Annotated in this window: 20 protein-coding genes; 9 read left to right on the top strand and 11 right to left on the bottom strand. The window is 75.1% G+C overall.

The window, feature by feature from the left end; all coding sequences use genetic code 11:
* Window positions 1–6: 6 nt before the first annotated feature.
* The 3 genes from BEP24_RS08510 to BEP24_RS08520 all read right to left on the bottom strand — a co-directional run bounded on the left by BEP24_RS08510 (window position 7) and on the right by BEP24_RS08520 (window position 1641).
* Window positions 7–489, bottom strand: coding sequence for a hypothetical protein (locus BEP24_RS08510; protein ID WP_065962336.1), 483 nt, complete (start codon window positions 487–489; stop codon window positions 7–9).
* A gap of 68 nt (window positions 490–557) precedes the next feature.
* Window positions 558–977, bottom strand: a complete 420-nt coding sequence (locus BEP24_RS08515) for a hypothetical protein (RefSeq protein WP_065962338.1) — start codon at window positions 975–977, stop codon at window positions 558–560.
* 88 nt (window positions 978–1065) lie between these two features.
* Window positions 1066–1641 carry a GNAT family protein gene (locus BEP24_RS08520; protein ID WP_065962339.1) on the bottom strand — a complete coding sequence of 192 codons (576 nt, stop codon included), beginning with the start codon at window positions 1639–1641 and terminating at the stop codon, window positions 1066–1068.
* Window positions 1642–1685: 44 nt separating this feature from the next.
* On the opposite strand from BEP24_RS08520, the gene BEP24_RS08525 reads away from it, so the two are divergent.
* The 4 genes from BEP24_RS08525 to BEP24_RS08540 all read left to right on the top strand — a co-directional run bounded on the left by BEP24_RS08525 (window position 1686) and on the right by BEP24_RS08540 (window position 5035).
* A complete protein-coding gene (locus tag BEP24_RS08525; RefSeq protein ID WP_065962341.1) occupies window positions 1686–2720 on the top strand; it encodes a dipeptidase in 1035 nt (344 codons plus the stop codon).
* Window positions 2721–2998: 278 nt separating this feature from the next.
* The gene (cysK, locus tag BEP24_RS08530; protein ID WP_065962343.1) at window positions 2999–3937 is read left to right on the top strand and encodes a cysteine synthase A; all 939 of its coding nucleotides are present in this window, start codon (window positions 2999–3001) and stop codon (window positions 3935–3937) included.
* Window positions 3934–4518, top strand: coding sequence for a serine O-acetyltransferase EpsC (gene epsC, locus BEP24_RS08535; RefSeq protein WP_253181639.1), 585 nt, complete (start codon window positions 3934–3936; stop codon window positions 4516–4518). Before cysK ends, epsC begins: the two co-directional genes overlap by 4 nt.
* 106 nt (window positions 4519–4624) lie before the next feature.
* Complete coding sequence (locus tag BEP24_RS08540; RefSeq protein WP_065962344.1) at window positions 4625–5035, top strand: MmcQ/YjbR family DNA-binding protein; 411 nt, start codon at window positions 4625–4627, stop codon at window positions 5033–5035.
* Here BEP24_RS08540 and BEP24_RS08545 read toward each other — a convergent pair.
* The gene (locus BEP24_RS08545; protein WP_083230228.1) at window positions 5032–5673 is read right to left on the bottom strand and encodes an MOSC domain-containing protein; all 642 of its coding nucleotides are present in this window, start codon (window positions 5671–5673) and stop codon (window positions 5032–5034) included. The genes BEP24_RS08540 and BEP24_RS08545 overlap by 4 nt on opposite strands.
* Before the next feature lie 208 nt (window positions 5674–5881).
* On the opposite strand from BEP24_RS08545, the gene BEP24_RS17515 reads away from it, so the two are divergent.
* Genes BEP24_RS17515 through BEP24_RS08560 form a run of 4 tightly spaced genes read left to right on the top strand, consistent with a single transcriptional unit; the run spans window position 5882 to window position 7674 of the window.
* Window positions 5882–6043 (top strand): hypothetical protein, encoded by a 162-nt coding sequence (locus tag BEP24_RS17515; RefSeq protein WP_171898764.1) that lies wholly within the window; start codon window positions 5882–5884, stop codon window positions 6041–6043.
* A 16-nt stretch (window positions 6044–6059) separates the two neighbouring features.
* Window positions 6060–6614, top strand: a complete 555-nt coding sequence (locus BEP24_RS08550) for a sigma-70 family RNA polymerase sigma factor (protein WP_065962345.1) — start codon at window positions 6060–6062, stop codon at window positions 6612–6614.
* Window positions 6605–7369 (top strand): Asp23/Gls24 family envelope stress response protein, encoded by a 765-nt coding sequence (locus BEP24_RS08555; protein WP_065962346.1) that lies wholly within the window; start codon window positions 6605–6607, stop codon window positions 7367–7369. Before BEP24_RS08550 ends, BEP24_RS08555 begins: the two co-directional genes overlap by 10 nt.
* A gap of 2 nt (window positions 7370–7371) precedes the next feature.
* Window positions 7372–7674, top strand: a complete 303-nt coding sequence (locus BEP24_RS08560; RefSeq protein ID WP_065962348.1) for a hypothetical protein — start codon at window positions 7372–7374, stop codon at window positions 7672–7674.
* A gap of 192 nt (window positions 7675–7866) precedes the next feature.
* Here the strand turns inward: BEP24_RS08560 and BEP24_RS08565 are convergent, their stop codons facing one another.
* The 7 genes from BEP24_RS08565 to BEP24_RS08595 all read right to left on the bottom strand — a co-directional run bounded on the left by BEP24_RS08565 (window position 7867) and on the right by BEP24_RS08595 (window position 13632).
* Window positions 7867–8760: a hypothetical protein gene (locus BEP24_RS08565; protein ID WP_083230229.1), complete on the bottom strand. Its 894-nt coding sequence runs from the start codon at window positions 8758–8760 to the stop codon at window positions 7867–7869.
* A gap of 283 nt (window positions 8761–9043) precedes the next feature.
* Window positions 9044–9553 carry a MarR family transcriptional regulator gene (locus BEP24_RS08570; RefSeq protein WP_253181640.1) on the bottom strand — a complete coding sequence of 170 codons (510 nt, stop codon included), beginning with the start codon at window positions 9551–9553 and terminating at the stop codon, window positions 9044–9046.
* 127 nt (window positions 9554–9680) lie between these two features.
* On the bottom strand, window positions 9681–10331 hold the full coding sequence (locus BEP24_RS08575) for a GntR family transcriptional regulator (RefSeq protein WP_065962349.1): 651 nt from the start codon (window positions 10329–10331) through the stop codon (window positions 9681–9683).
* Between the two features lie 108 nt (window positions 10332–10439).
* Window positions 10440–10910, bottom strand: a complete 471-nt coding sequence (locus BEP24_RS08580) for a DUF1810 domain-containing protein (RefSeq protein ID WP_083230230.1) — start codon at window positions 10908–10910, stop codon at window positions 10440–10442.
* Entirely contained in the window at window positions 10907–11770 is an 864-nt protein-coding gene (locus BEP24_RS08585) for a DUF2071 domain-containing protein (RefSeq protein ID WP_171898765.1), read from the bottom strand. The genes BEP24_RS08580 and BEP24_RS08585 overlap by 4 nt, the downstream gene beginning before the upstream one ends.
* A complete protein-coding gene (locus tag BEP24_RS08590) occupies window positions 11767–12165 on the bottom strand; it encodes a hypothetical protein (RefSeq protein ID WP_065962353.1) in 399 nt (132 codons plus the stop codon). Before BEP24_RS08590 ends, BEP24_RS08585 begins: the two co-directional genes overlap by 4 nt.
* Before the next feature lie 75 nt (window positions 12166–12240).
* Window positions 12241–13632, bottom strand: a complete 1392-nt coding sequence (locus BEP24_RS08595) for a bifunctional phosphopantothenoylcysteine decarboxylase/phosphopantothenate synthase (protein ID WP_065962375.1) — start codon at window positions 13630–13632, stop codon at window positions 12241–12243.
* 65 nt (window positions 13633–13697) lie between these two features.
* On the opposite strand from BEP24_RS08595, the gene BEP24_RS08600 reads away from it, so the two are divergent.
* Window positions 13698–14486, top strand: a complete 789-nt coding sequence (locus BEP24_RS08600) for an NRDE family protein (protein WP_065962355.1) — start codon at window positions 13698–13700, stop codon at window positions 14484–14486.
* Window positions 14487–14621: the final 135 nt, after the last annotated feature.

Genomic DNA, 14621 nt, shown 5'->3' on the forward strand with positions numbered 1-14621 from the left:
CATCTGTCAGGGGAGCGGCGTCGCCCCGTCCGTCGGGTCCCCGTCCGTCCGGCCAGCGCTCCTCATGCGCTTCCACTGCTTCAGGTCGAGGAAGTTGAAGTGGGTGCCGTACTCGTTCGGCTGCTCCGTCGGGTCCACCCGGCGGACCGTGAACAGCACGCCGTGCAGCAGGAACACCCCGCTCGCCAGCTCCTCGAAGCCGCTCTCGTCGAAGGGGAACCCGTCACTGATCCCGTAGCTCAGGGACCCGTCCGGCCACGCGCGGTAGGTGTCGAAGTCCCAGAAGTCCACGTACCAGTCGCCGACCAGCCGAGGGCGGACGCGACGCCGGTTCCACCACGGCCCTTCCTCGTCGAAGACGTGGTCCGGGCGCACGGACAGGTAGCCGGCGAGGTCGCACGGGTGGTCCGGGAGGTGCAGCGTCCAGAGGCCCGGCTCCACGCCGACGGGGAGCGGGGGCACGGGCTCCTCGGCGGGCCGGAACAACACGCTCGGAGCGTACCTCGTCGTCGCGGTCCCCTCGCCGTTCGGCGGACCGAGACCATTGGAGCGGGGTGTCAGTCGCCGGTGCCTCCGCGCGGGGCGTCGCCCTCCTGGGCGGGATCGCCGTGGATGCCCACGAAGGACCGGTTGAACGCGCTGGTGTCGTAGCGCGCCAGGAACCGACTCGTGCCCGCCAGGAACGCGGGGAGCTCCGACAGCGGCAGCCACGTGCCGTCCTGCGGGTCGGGCGCGAACACGCCGTCGAGTCCGTCGTCGACGAGTCGGTCGACCACGCGGTGCGCAGGACGGAAGGACTTCGAGACGTGCACGTCCCGCCCGCCGAGGGCCCGGATCCGCTGCAGCGCTTCCCGCTTGTCCGCTGCCACGAGCACGACCCGCACGATGAACGGGTCGAAGATCGTGGCCTCGACGGCTGACCGCCCGTCCGGCAGGACACCGGAGTACTGCGCGAAGGGCTTGTGGCTGCGGGACACGGGTCGATCGTAGGGCCGGAGGGACGGGGCCGTCACGCCAGCGGAGCGGCACGGGCGGACGGCCGGTCGCCGCCGACCGCCACGGGCCTCACCCCGCGGGCCACCCCCGCGCCACCCCGCGGTCGTCCCACCGCAGCACCGCGGCCGTGAGCTCGTCGTGCCGCCGTCCCCGGTGCAGCGACCCGGAGCGCCGCCGTCCCTCGTAGGTCATCCCGAGGCGCTGCGCCACCGCGGCCGAGGCCGTGTTCGTCGCGAGCGCCCGCCACTGCACCCGGACCAGCCCGAGCCCGTCCGGTGCGTCCGCGAAGGCCCACCGGACCAGCCGGTCGGCCGCCTCGGTCACGTAGCCGTGGCCCCGGCCGTCGGGGTGCATCGCGTACCCGATCTCCGCAGCGCCGTCGACGATGCCGAACAGCCCGACGGTGCCGAGCAGCCGGAGGTCCTCGGCGCGGCGGATGCCGAACTCGTAGCGGGTGTCGTCACGCCAGCCGGCGGCGACCACCTCGTCGACGAAGCGCTTCGCCTCGGCGTGCCCGTACGGCACGGGGACGGGGGTCGTCGCGATGACGTCGGGGTCGTTGGCGTAGGCGATGACGTCCTCGGTGTCCGCCGCGGTGGGGGCGGAGAGGACCAGCCGGTCGGTCCGGAGCGTCAGGGGCTGCACGCCGCGAGCCTACTGACCGACGGGTGCGCGGTAGCGTCGGCGGCATGACCCTCGACGCGCTCGCCTTCCCCGTCATCGACGGCCACAACGACCTGCCGTGGGAGCGCCGCGAGTCGCACGACTCCGGCGTCGAGGGGATCGACACCGAGCAGGACACCCTGCACACCGACCTGCCGAAGCTCCGCGCGGGCGGGGTCGTCGGGCAGTTCTGGTCGGTGTTCGTGCCCGCGGACGACCCGGACCCGGTCCGGACCACGCTGCAGCAGATCGACACCGCGCACCGGATCGTCGAGCGGTACCCGGACGACCTCACGTTCGTGCGCACCGCCGCCGAGGCCCGTGCTGCGGTCGACGCGGGACGGATCGCGTCGTTCCTCGGTTCCGAGGGCGGGCACTCGATCGGCGACGACCTCGCCGTGCTTCGCTCGTTCGCGCGGCTCGGCGTCCGGTACATGACCCTGACGCACAACGACGACACCACGTGGGCCGACTCGGCGACGGGTGCCCGCGCCCACGGCGGCCTGACCGACCGCGGCCGCGAGGTCGTCGCCGAGATGGAGCGCATCGGCATGCTCGTCGACCTGTCGCACACCGCGCCCGCCACGATGCGGGACACCCTCGACGTCGCGACGCGTCCGGTCGTCTTCAGCCACTCGTCGACGGTCGCGGTCGACGACCACCCGCGCAACGTCCCCGACGACGTCCTCGCCCGGCTCGCCGACAACGGCGGCGTCGTGATGATCACGTTCGTGCCGAAGTTCGTCTCGCGCGCGTGGGCCGACTGGGAGGAGGCCGGCTCCGAGGGCGAGCCGCCCCTGGTGACGGTCGCCGACGTCGCGGACCACGTCGACCACGCCCGCCAGGTCGCCGGTGTCGCGCAGATCGGGATCGGCGGCGACTACGACGGCACCCCGGTGCTGCCGCCGGACCTCCGTGACGTGTCCCGGTACCCGGTCCTCGCCGAGGAGCTCCGACGCCGGGGCTGGGGCGACGACGACCTCCGCGCGCTCGCGAGCGGCAACGTGCTCCGCGTGGTCGCGGCGACCGACGACCGGTTCGCCCGCACCGCGCTGCGCTGACGCGCCGCGGACCGGCCGGGAGGCGCGGCGCGCGCCCGGCGGACCGGGTCGCGTCCGCCGGACCGCCGGACCGGCCTGGAGGCGCGGCTCGCGTCCGGCGCGCCGGCCCGCGTCCGCCGGACCGCCGGACCGGCCAGGAGGCACGGCGCGCGCCCGGCGCACCGGCCCGCGTCAGCGGACGTCATGCGACAGGGGAACGCCGGGTGCCGTCGCTAGGATCGCACCCGACCCGCGCCTCCAGGACGGCGGCGCGACACGACCCGAGGAGGACGGACCGGATGAGCGGCACGATCTACGACGACATCTCGCAGGCGTTCGGGAACACCCCGCTGGTGCGCCTGAACCGCATCCCGCAGCAGGGCGGCGCCGAGGTCCTCGCGAAGCTCGAGTTCTACAACCCCGGGTCGAGCGTGAAGGACCGCCTCGGCGTCGCGATCATCGACGCGGCCGAGGAGTCCGGCGCCCTCACGGCCGGCGGCACGATCGTCGAGGGCTCCTCGGGCAACACCGGCATCGCGCTCGCCCTCGTCGGCGCGGCCCGCGGCTACCGCGTCGTCATCACGATGCCCGAGACCATGAGCGTCGAGCGTCGCGCGCTCATCCGCGCGTTCGGTGCCGAGATCGTCCTGACCCCCGGCCCCGAGGGCATGAAGGGCGCGGTCGCCCGTGCGGAGCAGATCGTCGAGGAGACCCCCGGGGCGATCCTCGCGCACCAGTTCGAGACCTCGGCGAACGCGGCGATCCACCGGAAGACCACGGCCGAGGAGATCCTCCGCGACACCGAGGGGCACGTCGACGTGTTCGTCGCCGGCGTCGGCACCGGCGGCACCATCACGGGCGTCGGCCAGGTACTCAAGGAGCGCGTGCCCGGCGTGCAGATCGTCGCCGTCGAGCCGAAGGACTCCCCGCTCCTGACCGAGGGCAAGGCCGGGCCGCACAAGATCCAGGGCATCGGCGCGAACTTCGTCCCCGAGGTCCTCGACCGCGACGTCATCGACGAGGTGTTCGACGTCGAGCTCGACGACGCCCTCCGCGTGGCCCGTGCGCTCGGCACCGAGGAGGGGATCCTCGCGGGGATCTCGTCGGGTGCGATCATCCACGCCGCCGTCACGGTGGCCGCACGGCCCGAGAACGTCGGCAAGCGCGTCGTCGCGATCGTCTGCGACACCGGTGAGCGCTACCTGTCGACGCCGCTGTTCGAGGGGCTCACTGCGTGACGCGAGCCGTCCGTCGCGGCGTGCTGCGGACGGTCCGCGAGGACCTGGCCGCAGCGCGTCGCGGTGACCCCGCTGCCCGGGGCGACCTGGAGAACGCGGTGGTCTACTCCGGCCTGCACGCCGTGTGGACGTACCGGTTGACGCACCGGCTGTGGAACGCCCGGGGGCTGCCCGGCTCCCGGTTCGCCGCGCGCGTGCTCGGCCAGGTGGCACGGTCGGTGACCGGCATCGAGATCCACCCCGGCGCGCGGATCGGTCGCCGGTGCTTCATCGACCACGGCATGGGCGTGGTCATCGGCGAGACCGCGGTGGTCGGCGACGACGTCGTCGTCTTCCACGGGGTGACCCTCGGCGGCCGGGGCGGCGACCACGGACCGGGCGCCCGTCGGCACCCGGTCGTGGGGGACCGCGTGGTGCTCGGCGCGGGGTCGTCCCTCATCGGTGCGATCACGATCGGGGCCGACTCCGTCGTCGGCGCGAACACCGTCGTCACGAAGGACGTCCCGCCGGGTTCGGTCGTCACCGGGGTCGCCGGCACCGCGCGCCCCCGTTCCGGGCACGAGGGCGTCCCGCCGCTCTAGCGCACGCTCCGCCGTGTCGGCTGCCCGCGCGAGCAGGACCCGCGGCCAGGGTGGGCACCGCGTCGGACGTCGACGCCGCGTCGGAGGCGTGCGGCATGCTGGGCGCATGGACGGCGAGGCACTGCACGAGGTGGCGATCCGGACCGCGACGGCACTGCCCGCGGTCGAGGAGACGCAGCCGTTCGGACCGGACGCCCTGGTGTACAAGGTCGTCGGCAAGATGTTCGCGATGGTCACCGAGGTGCGCGGCACCCCGATCGTGAACCTCAAGTGCGCGCCCGCCCACGGAGCCGCACTGGTCCGCGACCACGCCGAGGTCACGCCCGGCTGGCACATGTCGAAGCGGCACTGGATCACGCTCGCCCCCGGCGACGGCATGCACGAGACGATGGTCGAAGACCTCGTCGCGAACTCGTGGGAGCTCGTCGTCGCCGGGCTGCCTCGGGCGCGCCGACCCCTCGACCCGACCCGGCGTGGGGACGCCTCGGGACCCGGTGCCGACCGGGGACCCCGCTAGGCCTCGACGCGACCGCGCGCGAGGACCTTCGACACGTCCCGCACGACCTTCGGTGCCAAGCGGTCACCCTCCGCGAGCACGGCCCGGGCCTGGTCCGGGGTCAGCCCGGCGCCGATCTGCCCGATCGTCACGCCGTGCGCGGGGCGGTGCGTCACGACCACGGGGTCGCCGGCGCGCACGGACCCGGACCGGACCACCCGCAGGTACGCGCCGGGGCGGTTCTCCGCCGCGAACCGCTTCACCCACCCGTCCAGGCGCATCCGCCGCGCGAAGGTGCCGCACGGGGTGCGCGGGATGGTGACCTCGAGCTCGAGGGTCTCCCCGATCCGCCAGCGTTCGCCCGTGACCGCGCCGGTGACGTCGACGCCGCTCGTCCGCAGGTTCTCGCCGAACAGCCCGGGCGGGACCTCCCGGCCGAGCAGCTCGGCGAAGTACGCAGCGTCCTCGTCGGCGTAGGCGTACACGGCCTGGTCCTCGCCGCCGTGGTGCTTCCGGTCGGCCTGGACGTCGGCGTGCAGGCCGAGGGGTCGGATCCGCACGGCACCGTCGACCGGCCGTTTGTCGATCGCGGTGATCCCGATCGTGCCCGAGTCGCGGAGCAGCTGGTGGACGCGGCAGACGGCGGTGACGGAGGACACCCCTCGATCCTGGCGCACCGCCGGATCCCCGTCGAGACCGACAGCGCCCCGGACGACCACCGTCGAGCCCGACAGCGCACCGACGCGGCCGTTCCGCGCAGCCGCGTGACGACCGCCCGCCCCGGTCCGTCACACCCGTGACCGTCCGACGGACCGGCCCCCGGCCCGACGGACCGCCCGACCGACACCCCGGCGAGGAGGCCAGACCATGACCGACACCGTCCCGACCCGACAGCCGCACGCGCGCCCGCACGGCCCCCGGACCGGCACCGTGCACCACCTCGCCCAGGCCCGCGTCCGCTCCCTCGCGTCCCGCCCCGCGGGTCCGTTCCGGGTCGTCCCCACCCACCCAGTGTTCCCACACCAGTGACCAGTAGAAGGAATCCGTGCCCCACCAGTCCCTCGTCGACCTCGACGACGCCGTCCTCGCCGGTCGGTCGTCCGACGGCGACGTGCGGGCCTTCGAGGTCCTCATCCGGCGGTACACCCCGCTGCTCCGCGCCTACGCCCGACGCACGCTCGGCTCCACCGACGAGCTCGACGACGTCGTGCAGGAGACCTTCATCACCGCGTGGGGGCGTCTCGACGCGCTCGAGGACGGCGCGAAGGTCAAGTCGTGGCTCATGCGCATCCTCAGCCGGAAGTGCATCGACCGCATCCGTGCCCGCCGGGACCACGACGACGTCACCGAGCTCGAGGTCGCCGCACCCCGCGACGACGCCCCGGACCGTGTCGCCGAGGCCCGCTCGCGCGAGGAGGCGCTGGAGACGGCGCTCGCCGAACTGCCCGAGCAGCAGCGGCGGTGCTGGCTGATGAAGGAAGTGCTCGAGTACCGCTACGAGGACATCGCCGAGGAGCTCGACCTGCCGGTGTCGACCGTCCGCGGTCTGCTCTCGCGGGCCCGGAAGAACATGATCCGTCTCATGGAGGCATGGCGATGACCCCGCACGACGACGAGCTCGGCGCCGACCTGCGCCCCGACGGCACGGGTGCCGCCGACGCGTCCGCTGCCGACCCGCGCTCCGGTACCACCAGCGCCGCGGACACGCACCCCGACGACCTCCGCCTCGACGCGCTCGAGCCCGAGGACCTGGACGGTCACTCCATCGACGAGCTCGCCGACTACCTCGACGCGGGCATGCAGCCGGCCGACCCGTCGATCGACGACTCCGCCGCGTGCCAGAACGCCCTCGCCGCGATCATCCGGCTCCGGCAGTCGTCGCTCGGCTCGCTCGAGGCCGCGGCCGCCCAGGAGCCCCCCGCCGACGAGTCGTGGATCGGCGGCGTGCTGGCGAACATCTCGCTCGAGGCCCGCGCCGGCCGCGACGTCCCGCTCCGCGCGGAGTCGCCGACCGAACGCCCCGTGATGACCGAGGGTGCGATCCGCTCCCTCGTGCGCTCCGCGGGCGACGTCGTCCCCGGGGTCGTCATCGCCCGGTGCTCCTTGGACGGCGACGTCGTCCGCCTCGGTGCCCCGGTCCGCGTGACCGTGGAGCTCGCGGTCCGGGCGGGTTCGCCCATCCACGACGCCGCAGACCGGGTCCGGTCGGCCGTCGCGGCGGTGCTGGCCGAGCAGACCGACCTGGTGGTGGAGGCCGTCGACGTCCGTGTCCGCGACCTCCTGCCGGCGCTGCCCGACGACGACCACGAGCCCACCCCCGACCACGAACCCACCCACGACGAGGACGGAGCCTGAGCATGGACGACGAGACCGCCGCCGCGATCGAGGACGCCGTCCTCGCGGTCCCCGGCGTGGCCGACCTGTACCGCGCCCGTCCGACCGTCGGCAGTGCGCTCGCCTCGGCGCGCAACCTCGCCACGGGCACCGCGGTGTCCCGCGTCGTCCTCGACGACGACGTCCTGCGCGTCGTGATCGGCACCGACGGGTCCGCACCGGCGCCCGCCACCGCGCGCGCCGCGCACCGCGCGGCCCTCGACGTGGCGACCGCGCGCGGCGTCACGCTCAGCCGCGTGGACGTCCGCATCGCCCGCGTCGGCTGACCGCGCGGCCCCCACGACACGACGTGGCGGACGGGAGGCGCGTCACCGGCCCGCCCCGCGCCTCCGGTCGCCGACCACCCTGCGGACGCGAGGAGTGCCGCCGGGCCCGTCCCGCGCCTCCCGTCCGTCACCGCCCCCGGACACGACGACGGCCCCGGGCCGGAGCCCGGGGCCGTCGTCGTGTGCGTCCGATCAGTAGAAGTCGTTCGCCTGCGAGTGCGCCCACGCGGCACACGGCGTGCCGTACGCGGCGCTGATGTACTGCAGGCCCCACGTGATCTGCGTCGTGGCGTTCGTCTGCCAGTCGGCCGCGACGGTGGCCATCTTCGAGCCGGGGAGCGCCTGCGGGATCCCGGTCGCGCCACCGTTCGGGTTCACCGCGCGGTAGTTCCACCCGGACTCCTTGGTCCAGAGGTTGTCGAGGCAGCGGAACTGCGCGGAGCCCCAGCCGTACTTCGACGCGGCCAGCGACGTGGCGGTGGCCTTCGCACCGGCGACGGTGTTCGCGGCGGCCTGCTGACGGGCGGCTTCGGCCTCGGCTGCCGCCTGCTCGGCGGCTGCCTGTGCGGCCGCGGCTGCCGCTGCCTGCTGGTCGGCGTCGGCCTTGTCCTGGACGGCGCTCGCGTCGGCGACCTGGGTCGTGGCGTCGACCGTCGAGGCGATGCGCGACGTGATCGCGCCGCTCGACATCGACCGGTAGTCCGACAGTGCCGCGACCTGGCGTTGCAGCGCGGCGGTGTCGGTCTTCTCGTTCGCGTCGGCGAGCACGGTCTGGGCGGTCGAGATCGTCGCTGCGGCCTGTGCCTTGTCGAGCGCGACGCCGCGGAGGGCCGGCGCGCTGCTCGCCGAGGCGGACGGGCTCGGCAGCCCGATCGCGTCGCCGATGGCGGGCTGGGTGCCGAGGGTCGCGACGCCGCCGACGATCGCGAGCGTCGCGGCACCGCCCACGACGAGCGTGGAACGGCTGCGGATCGCGCGGCGGAGGCGCCGGCTCGGGGTGTCGAGTGCCTGGCGTCGCGTGGTCGCGGGGGTCGTGCTGCTGGCGGGGATCGTGCTCGGGTCGGTGGGGGTGGTGCGTCGTGTCATCGGATCCGGTGGTCGGCCGGCTGCTCGTGCGGACCCCCGGTGCGGCGCGCGGGGTGGGGGGAGCGCGCCGGTGCCGTCACGAGGACGGCGTCGTGGGGGAGCCGCGAGCCGGGGGAGGACCGGACGGTGGTGTGGGGCCCGTCCGTCCGCCACGCAGGCGGCCTGGGGGAGCCACCCGCTCGGGCGAAGCCAGAACGATGACGCGTCAGCCTGGGCGGGTCGTCCAGGGAGGCTGGCAGAACCGTCCGTCCACCCCCCCGATAACGGTTCGGTAACGGTCCGATCAGCGGTCCGAGGTGGGAGCTTCCTGGACGCGCTCGCCCTGCGCCACGCGCTCGAGGGCATCGAGGGCGCCGGCGATCGCGGCGACGTCCTCCGGGGCGAGCTCGGCGATGAGGTCGGCGACGATCCCGGTCCGGGTCGAGCGGGCCTCCTCGACGGCTGCGGCGCCCGCTGCGGTGATACTCACCATGAAGGCGCGGCCGTCGCTCGGGTCGGCCTCGCGCTCGATGAACCCCCGCTGTTCGAGCTCGGTGAGGATCCGCGTCATGGTGGGCTTCGTGACGACCTCGATCCGCGACAGGTCGCCCGGGCGCAGGGGTCCGTGCCGCTGGATCGACGCGAGCGCGGACACCAGGCCGTAGCCGAGCGCAGCGGAGTCGGTGCGGGCACGACGGTTGATCCGGCCGACCGCGGCGGCCAGGCGCGCGGCGATCTCGGTGCGGTCCGGCTGGCGGTGGCTCATGCGGGGCTCCGGGTCGTTCGGGGTCGGGCGGTCGGACTGCTCGACCACGTCGCCGGTGATGCTACCGGTCGCCCGGAACGTGTGACCGAGCGCCCCGCTGGTGGCCCTGCGGACGGGACGCGCCCACCCCGACGGGTCGGGGCGGGCGCGTTCCTGTGCGGGTGTTCAGGGACGTTCAGCGTTTCTCGCCCGGGAGCAGGTGGATCGCCTCGGTCGCGAGCTCCGCGGCGATGTTGTCGCCCGCCTCGGTCGCGGCCCGGAGGCGGCGGAAGTCCTCGGTCATGGCGTCCCAGTCGACCAGTTCGTCGAGGTTCGGCAGGCGCAGCCGGAAGGCCAGGCCGTCCATCGTGTCGCGGCACACGCGCTGCAGGTTCTCGTTGCCGCAGGCGTCGACGTACAGCGTGAAGACGTCGAGGGCGTCGCGGTTGACCGCCACGACGTCGTGCGCCTCGAGCTCGGTGATCGTGCGGTCGAGCTTCGCCGTGATCCTGCGGCGCTGGGCGGCGGTCAGACGTGGCACGGCGAGCCGGACCACCCCGCCGAACAGCACGCCGAGGGTCTGCATCGCCTCGACGACCTCCTCCGGCTTGGGGGTCGTGACGCGGGTGTACCGGTTCGGTGCCATCTCGATGAGGCCGGCACGGGCGAGCTGGCTGAGCGCCTCGCGGATCGGGGTGCGGGAGACGCCGAGCCAGGCGATGAGCTCCTCGTCGTTGAGGCGCTCGCCCGGCTCGAGCGTGCCGTCCATGATCGCGGCGTGGATCTTCAGACGGACGGTGTCGCGCAGGAGCTGGTGCTCGGTGGGGGTGCTGCTGGGGACCGGCATGCGGTGTCCTCGGTTCTCGGGAGCGGTCGGGCTGCACCCCGCGACCGCGCGCGGTGTGCAGGGACACCGTACCTGATGTACCACCGGCGGACGGCTGCCCGCCGGGGGTCAGTCGGAGGGGCCGAGCAGGCGGAGCGTGACCGGGTCCTCGGAGCCGCGGTACCAGCGGTCGAGCACGGCGCGGAACGGTGCCGGGTCGTCGGCGGCCCGGGCGAACAGGGTCATCGAGGACCGGGCCTTCATCGCGTCGACGCCGCCGAACAGGTCGTCGGCGCTGCGTGCGGGCGCAGCGGCGGCCACCGCGGCGGCCTCGCGCAGCCGCGGACCGAGCACCGGGTGGGCGAGGTACGCACGCGCCTCGCGCAGGTCCCGGACCGCGTAGTGCTGGGCGGTGGCGCTCCGTCCGAGGCCGGCGAGCTGCGGGAACACGAACCACATCCAGTGCGAGCGCTTCCGGCCCGCGCGCAGCTCCTGCAGGGCCTGGTCGTGCACGCCCTCCTGCGCGTGGACGAACCGGTCGAGCGATCGGTCGGTCGCGTGCTCGGACGTGCGGTCCGGCGTACCGTCGTCGGCGCTCACCGGACCACGTCCCCCCACGCGTACCGGACGGTGGTCGCGTCCACGACGAGCAGCGAGTCCGGGTCCCGGTCGAACAGGCCCGGCAGGCCGACGGCTGCGGGGAGGTCGCCCTCGAGCCGCTCCAGGACGGCCGAGCGGACGGTCAGGGGTGCGTGCTGCCGCTGCCAGAACAGCGTCCTCGACAGCAGCCGGGCGTGGATGCCGGCACGGTCGGTGAGCTCGACGGCCAGCGGGTCCTCGACGACCGCACCGGCCACGACGCGCACGGTGGCGTCGTGGCGGGGGCGGGGCGCGCCTCCCGACCGTCCGGTCGTGGCCCGCAGCCCGGACCAGGCGGGACGGGCCCCGGAGCCGGCGTCTCCGGACCCACCCGGACCGGCCAGCCGCGACCCGAGCGCGCGTCCCGCCCACCGCAGCGGGTGCGCGGCGCGGGCCGGGTGGCGGACGGACCGGTGCTCGACGGTGTCCCCGCGACGTCGGGCGCGCGTGTGCGCGAACGTGTACGGCACGCCGAGCAGCGCGTGCGCGGCGACGATCGCCGGGACGTTCGACGTGTCGACGGTCCGGTGGACCACCCCGCGCCGGCCGCGGTCGTCCACCGTGAGCACCTCGATCGTGACCTCCGTCATCGACCCGAGTCGACGCGAGGGCGGGAACGGCGGGACGCTCGTCTCCCGGAACACGTACGCCGACAGGCCGACCCAGGCGCTGCCGTCGACCACGTCGGGACGCGTCCCCGGCGGCAGCAGCCGGGCGAGCTGTGCGGGCTCGCGGCGCCAGTGCGCGAAGACGACGTCCTCCCAGGCGTGCACCGTCACCGGACGGTGGCGCAGCGGTGCGGACGCCCGGGTGTCGGTCACCGCTTCGAGGCGTGCCGGCCGACGCGGGCGGCCCACGCGACGAGCGGGGCCTGGAGCGGGAGGCGGAGCACCGACACGAGCCGCGAGGCGCGCGTCGACCGCGGGCTGTCGAGCAGGTCGCGCGCCATCGTCACGTTCGCCGGGAAGACCGCGAGGAACAGGGCCGCGGCCGCCCAGCCCGAGGGGCGGCGGGTCGCCGGGACCGCGAGGCCCACCGCGACGACGAGCTCGGCCAGGCCCGAGGCCAGCGTGGTCGTCCGGGGCGGGAGGCCGTCCGGGACGATCCGGTCGTAGGTGCGGGGGCGCAGGAAGTGGGTCACGCCGGCACCGCCGAGCAGGACCGCGAGGGCCGCCGCGGTGCGGTCCGCGCGTCGGGTTCGTTCACGTCGTCGCATGGGTCCATCGTGCCCGCACCAGGGATCCGCGGTCCAGGTTCGCGGCACGTCGCGCGGTCGGTCGGGCTCGGCCGGTCAGGCCAGCGCGGTCGCCACCAGGTCCAGCACGGCCGCCGCGACCTCGGCCTTGCTGCCCGCGGTCTCCTGCACGACGGCGCCGCCGGGGACGAGCACCTCGATCGCGTTCTCCTCCCGCTCGAAGCCCGCCGACCAGCTGACGTGGTTCACGACGAGCAGGTCGGCCGGCTTCCGCGCGATCTTCGCCCGGCCGAGTGCGATCCGGGCGTCGCGGTCCGGCTCGGTCTCGGCGGCGAAGCCCACGATCACCTGGCCGGTCCGGCGTGCCGCGACGAGCTCGGCGAGCACGTCGGGGTTCCGGACGAGCTCGAGGGTCATGGTGTCGCCCTGCTCGTCCTTCTTGAGTTTCTCGGTGCGCACCTCGGTCGGCCGGTAGTCGGCGACCGCGGCGGTCATCACGACGACGTCGGCGTCGGCCGCCGCTGCGTGCACGGCCTCGGCGAGCTCGACGGCGGAGCCCACCGGCACGACGGTCGCGTTGAGTCCCGCGGTCAGCGAGGCGTCGACGTTCGCGGCGACCACGGTCACGGTCGCGCCGCGTCGGGCGGCGTCCACCGCGATCGCCAGGCCCTGCCGGCCGCTCGAGCGGTTGCCCACGAAGCGCACCGGGTCGACGGGCTCGCGCGTGCCGCCCGCGCTCACGACGACACGGACGCCCGCGAGGTCGCCCTGCTCGCCGCGGGCGGTGGTGCCGGTGGGTGGCGCGGTGGCCGCCCGGGTCGCGGTGCCCGCGCTGGTCCGCTGGTCGGCCGGGAGGCCCGTCCCGCGTCCGTCGGTCCCGCCCGCGGTGGTCCGCTGGTCGCCCGGGAGGCTCGTCCCGCGTCCGTCGGTCCCGCCCGCGTCCGACAGGTGGCCGGTCGGGGCGCGGTCGAGCACCGCGAGCGCCGCCGCGACGATGTCCTCGGGCTCGGACATGCGGCCGATCCCCGCGTCGTCCCCGGTGAGCGCGCCGACGACCGGGCCGACGACGTGCACGCCCCGCTCGCGGAGCGTCCGCAGGTTCGCCCGGGTGGCGGGGTGCTCCCACATCTGCGGGTGCATCGCCGGCGCCACGACGACCGGGGCCTCGGTCGCGAGCAGCGTCGTGCCGAGCAGGTCGCCCGCGAGGCCCGCCGCCATCCGGGCGAGGGCGTCGGCGGTCGCGGGGGCGACCACCACGAGGTCGGCACGGCGACCGAGCGCCACGTGCCGGACCTCGGCCACGTCGTCCCAGACGCTCGTCGTGACCGGGTTCCGGCTCAGGGCCTCGAGTGTCGGCAGCCCGACGAAGCGCAGTGCGCCCTCGGTCGGGACGACGTGCACGTCGTGCCCGCGCTTCACGAGGTCACGGACGACCCCGACGGCCTTGTAGGCGGCGATCCCGCCCGTGATCCCCACCACGACGGACAGACGGCGAGCAGCTGCGGCTTCCACGTCGGTCACGCTACCCGGCCGCCCGTGCGAGGATCGGACCCATGTGCACCGTCGTCGTCCGCGTCGACCCCGCGGCCGAGTGGCCCGTCACCGTGCTCGCCCTGCGCGACGAGTCGCCCGAGCGTCCGTGGGACCCGCCGGCCGCATGGTGGCCCGACCGCGACCCGACCGTCCGCGGCGTGCGGGACCGCTCCGCCGGTGGAGCCTGGCTCGCCGCGTCGGACCGGGCAGGACTCGCGGTCGTCCTGAACCGCGCCGAGCCCGTGCCGAGCGCGGACGGGACCTGGACCACCCGCGGGGTCGTGCCGCTCGACGCCGTCGACGGGGTCCTCCCCGGTGCGGACGGCGTGCTGCCCACGACCCGCGCGTTCAACCTCGTGCGTGCCACGGCCGACGGCGTCGAGGTCGTCACCTGGGACGGCACGACCGTGACCACGACCGACCTCGGACCCGGCGTGCACATGGTCACGCACGGCGCCGCCGACGACCCCGCGGCTCCGCGCATCGGGCGTTGGCTCAGCGCCTTCCGCGAGGCCGCTGCCCCGGACGGCCCGCCGGTCATCGGCCCGTTCGACGAGCTCCGCACCGCCGACGCCGGAGCCGACGCCGGTGACGGGTGGAGCGGCTGGTTCGGGCTGCTCGCCGAGTCCGCGGCGCTGCCCTCCGACGACCCTGACGCGATCCTCCGCGACGCCGTGGAGCCCGACGGGCACGTCGCGACCCTGTCGATCGTCGCCGCGGCGGTCGGACGGGACCGGACGGTGCTGCAGCACGCGCGGCTCGAGCGCCCCGGCCGGCTCGACGGATCGGTCGAACTGCACCACGCCTGACCCGGGGTGGTGTCCCGGGCCCGACCCGGACGCCGGTGCCTGTGCGGACCGGCAGCCGCCGAGCCGTCCCGGGGTGCCCGCCACGGCGTACCTTCACGCCTCGTGACCCCCACCACACCCCGCCGATCCGGCGAC

The organism is Curtobacterium sp. UCD-KPL2560, from assembly GCF_001705035.1.
GTDB lineage: Bacteria > Actinomycetota > Actinomycetes > Actinomycetales > Microbacteriaceae > Curtobacterium.